Here is a 5,811-nt window from a genome sequence, read left to right on the forward strand (position 1 = left end):
TCGGGCTTGACCTTGGCCTTGAACCCCTGGACGGTGATGGCATCCCCGTTGTCGGCCGAACGCTGCAGGGCCCAGTGACTGTCCATGAAGGTCAGGAACTTCCGGGCCGCTTTGAGCTTGTCGCCCTTGAGGTGGGAGTAGATGGCGTAGGCGGGCGATGGCGATCCCTGGGCGTAGTTGACCATGCCCTTCTCCAAGAGCGGCATGGGGGCCATACCATACTTGAGCCCGGACTGGCCGATGGATGGCAGATCCCAGGGGCCGGTGCAGATCATGGCCACCTGGCCGTTGATGAACTGGGTCTTCATGTCGTCGCCGCTGATGCCGACCGTGTCCCGTGTGACCAGGCCCTGGTCGTAAAGCTTCATCCAGGCCGCAGCCGCCTCGCGCTGGTCGCTGCCGGGCTTTTGAGGGCGGCGGTCAATCAGGCTGGTCACGTCGACCTTGTCCCTGTCGAACTGCGAGCCCATGAAGGCGTCGGGAATCCTGCTGGGGGCATCGGCGATGGTCTCCAGGAAGGGCGTGACCCCGGCGGCCTTGAGCTTCTTGCACAGCTGCAGGAACCCGTCCCAGGTCTCCGGTACCTCCTTGGCGCCAGCCTTGGCCAGCAGGTCCTTGTTGTAGACGATGCCGGAGGCCCAGGAGGACACGGACATACCGTAGACCTTGCCCTCATGACTGACGAAGTCCTTGTTGGCCTGGGAGATGTTGCGCATGAAGGGCTCGTTGGTCAGGTCCCGCACGTAGCCGTTCTTGATCAGGTCGGCCTTGTTCTCGGAGGTGATGATGAACACATCCGGGGCCTGGTTGCCGACCAGTCGGGTCTGCAGGGTCTGGATGTACTCGGGGGTCGGCGGCGAGTAGCTGAAGTCCACCTTGATCCCCGGGTTCTGTTGCTCGAATTGGTCGATGTATGGCCTCATCGTCTGTTCGTTGTTCCATGACAGAAAGGTCAGCGTGGTCTTGAACCCGTCGGCGCCACCAGCCCCGCAGGCACCCATGGCCGACACCAACATGCCGACCCCCAGCGCTCCAGCTATGCCCTTCCATGCTCGCTTCAGCTTCATGACTCCTCCTTGCAATCAATCCTCTGAACATCCGCCCGGGCTGTTCAACGTCGAGACCCGGGGATTGACACGATTCAACAGCTGTCACAACATGGTATAGCACGTTAATTGAATCGTGTCAATTACATGCCGATAAGGCCACCCAGGTGCCTAAGATAATGGCTGAACCCCGGGAAAGGTGCGAAATGGTGACGATGAGCGACGTGGCCAAGGAGGCGCAGGTCTCTCGGGCCACTGCCTCCTATGCCCTTCGAGGCGATACACGCATAGCGGATGACACCAGGCGCAGGGTCCTACTTGCAGCCCACAAGCTCCGCTACTCAGCCAATCTGTCGGCCAGAAGCCTGCGCTCAGGCAAGAGCGGCATCATCGGCGTGGCCATCTTCGAGCTGGACAAGCCCTACCCAGCGCAGATGAGCGCAGCCATCTCCCGGCAGATCAACGCCCATGGCATGCAGGCCATCATCCAGCAGACATCCAACTCCAAACAGGATGAGGTCTCCATTTTGCGGCATGTGACCAGCCAGCTCTGCGACGGCACCATCTTCAGCCCGGGCAGCATCACCAATGAGGAGATGCAGGAGCTGGCCGATGGCAAGCCTCTGGTCCTGCTGGACGATCCCTCAGCCGAGCCGGTCTTTGATTCAGTCATGACGGCCGGATTCGAGGGAGCCGCCATGGCCATGCAACACCTGCTGGACTGCGGATGCCAAAGAATAGGTGTGGTGGGCGCCGACATGACGGCCAGCACCGATCCGGTCCAACGGTACTCGGTCCGCGGCCGCAGGGTGGCCGGCTGCTTGAAGGCTCTGAAAGACGCCGGAATCAAGGCCCGCTCCAAAGACTTCCTGACCCTGGACCGCTGGGACGGGGAATTGGCCCGCGACTTGGGTCATCATCTGGCAGACAGGTCCGACCTGCCCTTTGACGGCATCTTCTGCATGACCGACTCCCTGGCCCTGGGCCTGATCCGAGGACTGCACGAATGCGGCGTGGAGGTCCCCCGGGACCTGGCCGTCATGGGATTCGACGGCATCCAGGAGGGAGAGTCCTATATACCTTCGCTGACCACCATCAGCACCGACAAGGAGGACCTGGCCCGCAAGGCGGTTGATGCCCTCCTGGCCCGCCTGCAGGGCGACGACGATAATCGTCCTGCCACCCGGACGACTGCCGCCTGCCGGCTGGTGGTCCGGGAATCCACAGCCAAGATCCGATAACAGATTGACAAAAGGGTCCGCGCTGCCGTCTTAGCGGCTGCGCGGACCCTTGCGATCCCGGCGAAGCTCAGTCCTGCTTGATTTCGGACTTGTCCTCGGCCCAGAGGGTGTGGAAGACGCCTGGCTGATCTACGCGCCCATAGGTATGAGCACCGAAGAGGTCACGCTGGCCCTGGATCAGGGCGGCGGGGAGCCTATCGGAACGCAGCCCGTCGTAGTAGGACAGAGAGCTGGCGAAGACGGGGATGGGGATGCCGGCCTGGGTGGCACGGGCCACAACACGCCGCCAGGAGTCCTGGGCCTGCTCGACAGCCTGCTTGAAGAATGGATCGAAGAGCAGGGAGCCCGGCTCACGGCCAGAGGCGTAAGCATCGGAAATCCTGTTCAGGAACTTGGCTCGAATGATGCAGCCGCCACGCCAGATGCGGGCGATGGCACCCATATCCAGCTTCCAGCCATAGACTCGAGCTCCCTCCTGCATCTCGTTGAATCCCTGGGCGTAAGCCACAATCTTGGAAGCATAGAGGGCCTGGCGAATGTCCTCAATGAAGGACTTTCGGGCCTCGGGGTCGGCGGCCAGATCAGCCATGACGGCCTTGGGCTGCGGACCCTTCAGGCCCTCCTGGGCCGCCTGGCTGCGCAGCTCGGGCGAGGAAGAAAGTCCCCGGGCGAAGACGGCCTCGCCGATGCCGGTCACGGGCACGGCAAGGTCCAGCGCGGTCTGCACGGTCCAGGTGCCGGTGCCCTTCATGCCGGCCTGGTCGGTGACGATGTCGATGAAAGGCTTGCCGGTGGTGGCGTCGGTGTGATGGAGCACCTCGGCTGTAATCTGCACCAGGTAGGAGTTCAGATCTCCCTGGTTCCACTCTTCGAAGACCTGGGCGATGGCCTCGGGTTCCATGCCCAGACCCCTGCGCATCAGGTCATAGGACTCGGCGATCACCTGCATGTCCGAGTATTCGATGCCGTTGTGGACCATCTTGACGAAGTGGCCCGCCCCATCGGTGCCGATGTGAGTGACGCAGGGTTCGCCATCGACCTTGGCGGCAATGGACTCCAGGATGGGCCCCAGGGTCTTCCAGGACTCATCGGTCCCACCAGGCATCATGGAGGGCCCCAAGAGGGCGCCCTGCTCGCCGCCGGAGACGCCGCAGCCTACGAAGTGCAGCCCACGGGCCCGGATGGCCTTCTCCCGGCGGATGGTGTCCTTGAAGTAGGCATTGCCGGCGTCGACGATGATGTCTCCCGGCTCCATCAGGTCGGCCAGGTCATTGATCATCTGGTCGGTGGGATCCCCGGCCTTGACCATGATGATGGCCGTGCGGGGTTTAGTCAGCGAGGCCACGAACTCCTGCAGCGTCTTTGCCGGGACAAACTGGCCCTCCTGGCCATGATCGTGAATCAGGGTCTCAGTGCGCGAATAGTGGCGGTTATAGACCGCTACGGTATTGCCGTGCCGTGCCAGGTTCCTGGACAGACTGGCACCCATGGCGGCCAGACCCACGACTCCGATATTGGCTTGAGCTTGTGTCATCACATCACCTTTCGACGGTAGCCCGGAAAGGCCGGGCACCAGGTTCCATGCCGTCAATTCTATGGCCCGGACCCGATTTGGGCCAGGATCCACAGGGTGAGATTCCACTCACTCAGTCCTTGTGGTGCTTGCCGCCCTTCATCTTGCGGGAGGGCAGAACCACTCGCGTCAGCTTGGGAACCGCCCGGGTGGAGACGAACAGGGGCTGCACCTCCACGATGGGGTTGTAGGGAGCCAGACCGAACCACTTGATCGGCGAGCCAGCCACCTTGCGAATGGCGTACTTGACCTTCAGCGAGAAGGCGCCCCGGGAATCAATCTTGGACTCGGGCATCAGGGCCTTGTGGACCAGCACATAGGTGACTGTGCCGATCTGCGGATCCTCGTCCACCTTGGGGTAGATGGAGGGCTGCTTGGGCAGTTCGCCGCTATCGATCAGCTCGTGCATGATCTGGTGCAGGTAGGTGGCCACATTCTGGTCCACCTTGAAGCCCAGCCTCATGCGCACGCGGAAGAGGTAGTTGGTGCCGAAGTTCTCCACCGAGTACTTGCGCGTGTAGGGGGCGTCCGTGGTCTGGACCGAGACCGCCCACCAGGCCCGGGCACGCTTGGGCCGGTTGGCGAAGATGGAGAAGAAGATGTCGGTGTCCAGCCGCCGCATCTCCGCGTCCGAGGTCAGATAGACCAGGTTGTCTGCATAGTAGGGGACACGGAAGTCGTTATGGAGCATCTCCAAGGCGGGCAGGCACTCCTTGGCCGTCATATGCCGCCGTTGCGAGCGCTCCACCTTGGTGCCCACATCCCAGGTGTACATGATGTAGAGGATGGCCGCGGTCAGCAGCATGGTGAACCAGCCGCCGTGCATGAACTTGGCCATGGAGGCCATGAAGAAGAGGATCTGGATGGCCAGGAAGACCAGGGCGAAGAGCAGGGAGAGCGCCCGCTTGCCGTCGTGCCAGATGTAGTCGGCCAGCAGGACGGTAGTGGTGATCATGGTCACTGTCAGAGCCAGCCCGTAGGCGGCCGAGATGTGCTCGGAATCCTTGAAGATGGCCAGCACAGTCAGCGTGGCCGCGCACAGGACCCAGTTGATGGTGGGGATATAGAGCTGGCCGCGGGTCCGCGCCGGGTAGCGCACCTGCAGGTGAGGCATCCAGTTGAGGCCAGTGGCCTCCGAGACCATGGTGAAGGCGCCCGTTATCAGGGCCTGCGAGGCGATGACGCCAGCAGTCACCGACAGAAGCACCGCCACGTAGCGCACGGTGGTGGGCATCATCTGGAAGAAGGGGTTGAGCCCGTCTACGCCCTGCAGGGCCTTATTGTCGCTGTTGCGCAGGATCCAGGCCCCCTGGCCGAAGTAATTGAAGACCAGGGCGATGTTGATGAAGGGCCAGGTGGCGTAGATGTTGCCGCGGCCTACGTGGCCCATGTCGGAGTAGAGTGCCTCGGCTCCCGTGGTCGACAGGAAGACCGTGCCCATGATGGTCAGGCCCACCGGATTCTGCGGGCTGAAGAGGAAGCGAATCCCGTAGACCGGGTTCAGCGCCTCGAAGATGGACCAGTCGTTGCCGATGCAGTAGATGCCGATCAGGGCAAGGAAGGCGAACCAGACCATGACCACGCTGCCGAAGACCTTGCCGATCCGCTCGGTTCCGCGCGACTGGACCGCAAACAGGATCAGGATGATCACAAAGGTGATGACCATGGTCAGGTTCCCGTTCTCACGGAAGATCGGAGTCAGGACGGGGATGGTCTTGAGGCCTTCGACTGCCGAGGATATGGAGACCGCCGGAGTCAGCACCGAGTCAGCCAGGAAGGCGGCGCCGCCGACCATGGCAGGAATGGCCAGCCATTTGCCGTAATGCCGGACCAGGGTGTACAGGGCGAAGATGCCGCCCTCGCCCTTGTTATCAATGCGCATGGCCACCAGGACGTATTTGACCGTGGTAATCAGCGTGATGGACCAGAAGACCAGGGAGAGCATGCCCAG

4 protein-coding genes are annotated in these 5,811 nt (G+C 62.3%); 1 reads left to right on the forward strand and 3 read right to left on the reverse strand.

The window, feature by feature from the left end:
- On the reverse strand, window positions 1-1,067 hold a 1,067-nt coding region (locus tag AC0AP0_RS07990; protein ID WP_490430081.1), incomplete at its 3' end, for an ABC transporter substrate-binding protein.
- A gap of 185 nt (window positions 1,068-1,252) precedes the next feature.
- On the opposite strand from AC0AP0_RS07990, the gene AC0AP0_RS07995 reads away from it, so the two are divergent.
- Window positions 1,253-2,287 carry a LacI family DNA-binding transcriptional regulator gene (locus AC0AP0_RS07995; protein WP_490430082.1) on the forward strand — a complete coding sequence of 345 codons (1,035 nt, stop codon included), beginning with the start codon at window positions 1,253-1,255 and terminating at the stop codon, window positions 2,285-2,287.
- A gap of 67 nt (window positions 2,288-2,354) precedes the next feature.
- Here AC0AP0_RS07995 and gnd read toward each other — a convergent pair whose 3' ends face one another.
- Together gnd and AC0AP0_RS08005 are read right to left on the reverse strand one after the other, a co-directional pair.
- Complete coding sequence (gnd, locus tag AC0AP0_RS08000) at window positions 2,355-3,821, reverse strand: NADP-dependent phosphogluconate dehydrogenase (protein WP_198191572.1); 1,467 nt, start codon at window positions 3,819-3,821, stop codon at window positions 2,355-2,357.
- Between the two features lie 112 nt (window positions 3,822-3,933).
- The coding region (locus AC0AP0_RS08005; protein ID WP_490430083.1) for a KUP/HAK/KT family potassium transporter at window positions 3,934-5,811 on the reverse strand (1,878 nt) is incomplete at its 5' end.

It is taken from the genome of Bifidobacterium sp. POST2/T3 (B1) (genome assembly GCF_058197115.1).

Excerpts from the sequence above, each read along its gene's own strand:
- AC0AP0_RS07995 (WP_490430082.1), top strand. The coding sequence starts at position 1,253 with ATGGTGACGATGAGCGACGTGGCCAAGGAGGCGCAGGTCTCTCGGGCC.
- gnd (WP_198191572.1), bottom strand. The coding sequence starts at position 3,821 with ATGACACAAGCTCAAGCCAATATCGGAGTCGTGGGTCTGGCCGCCATG.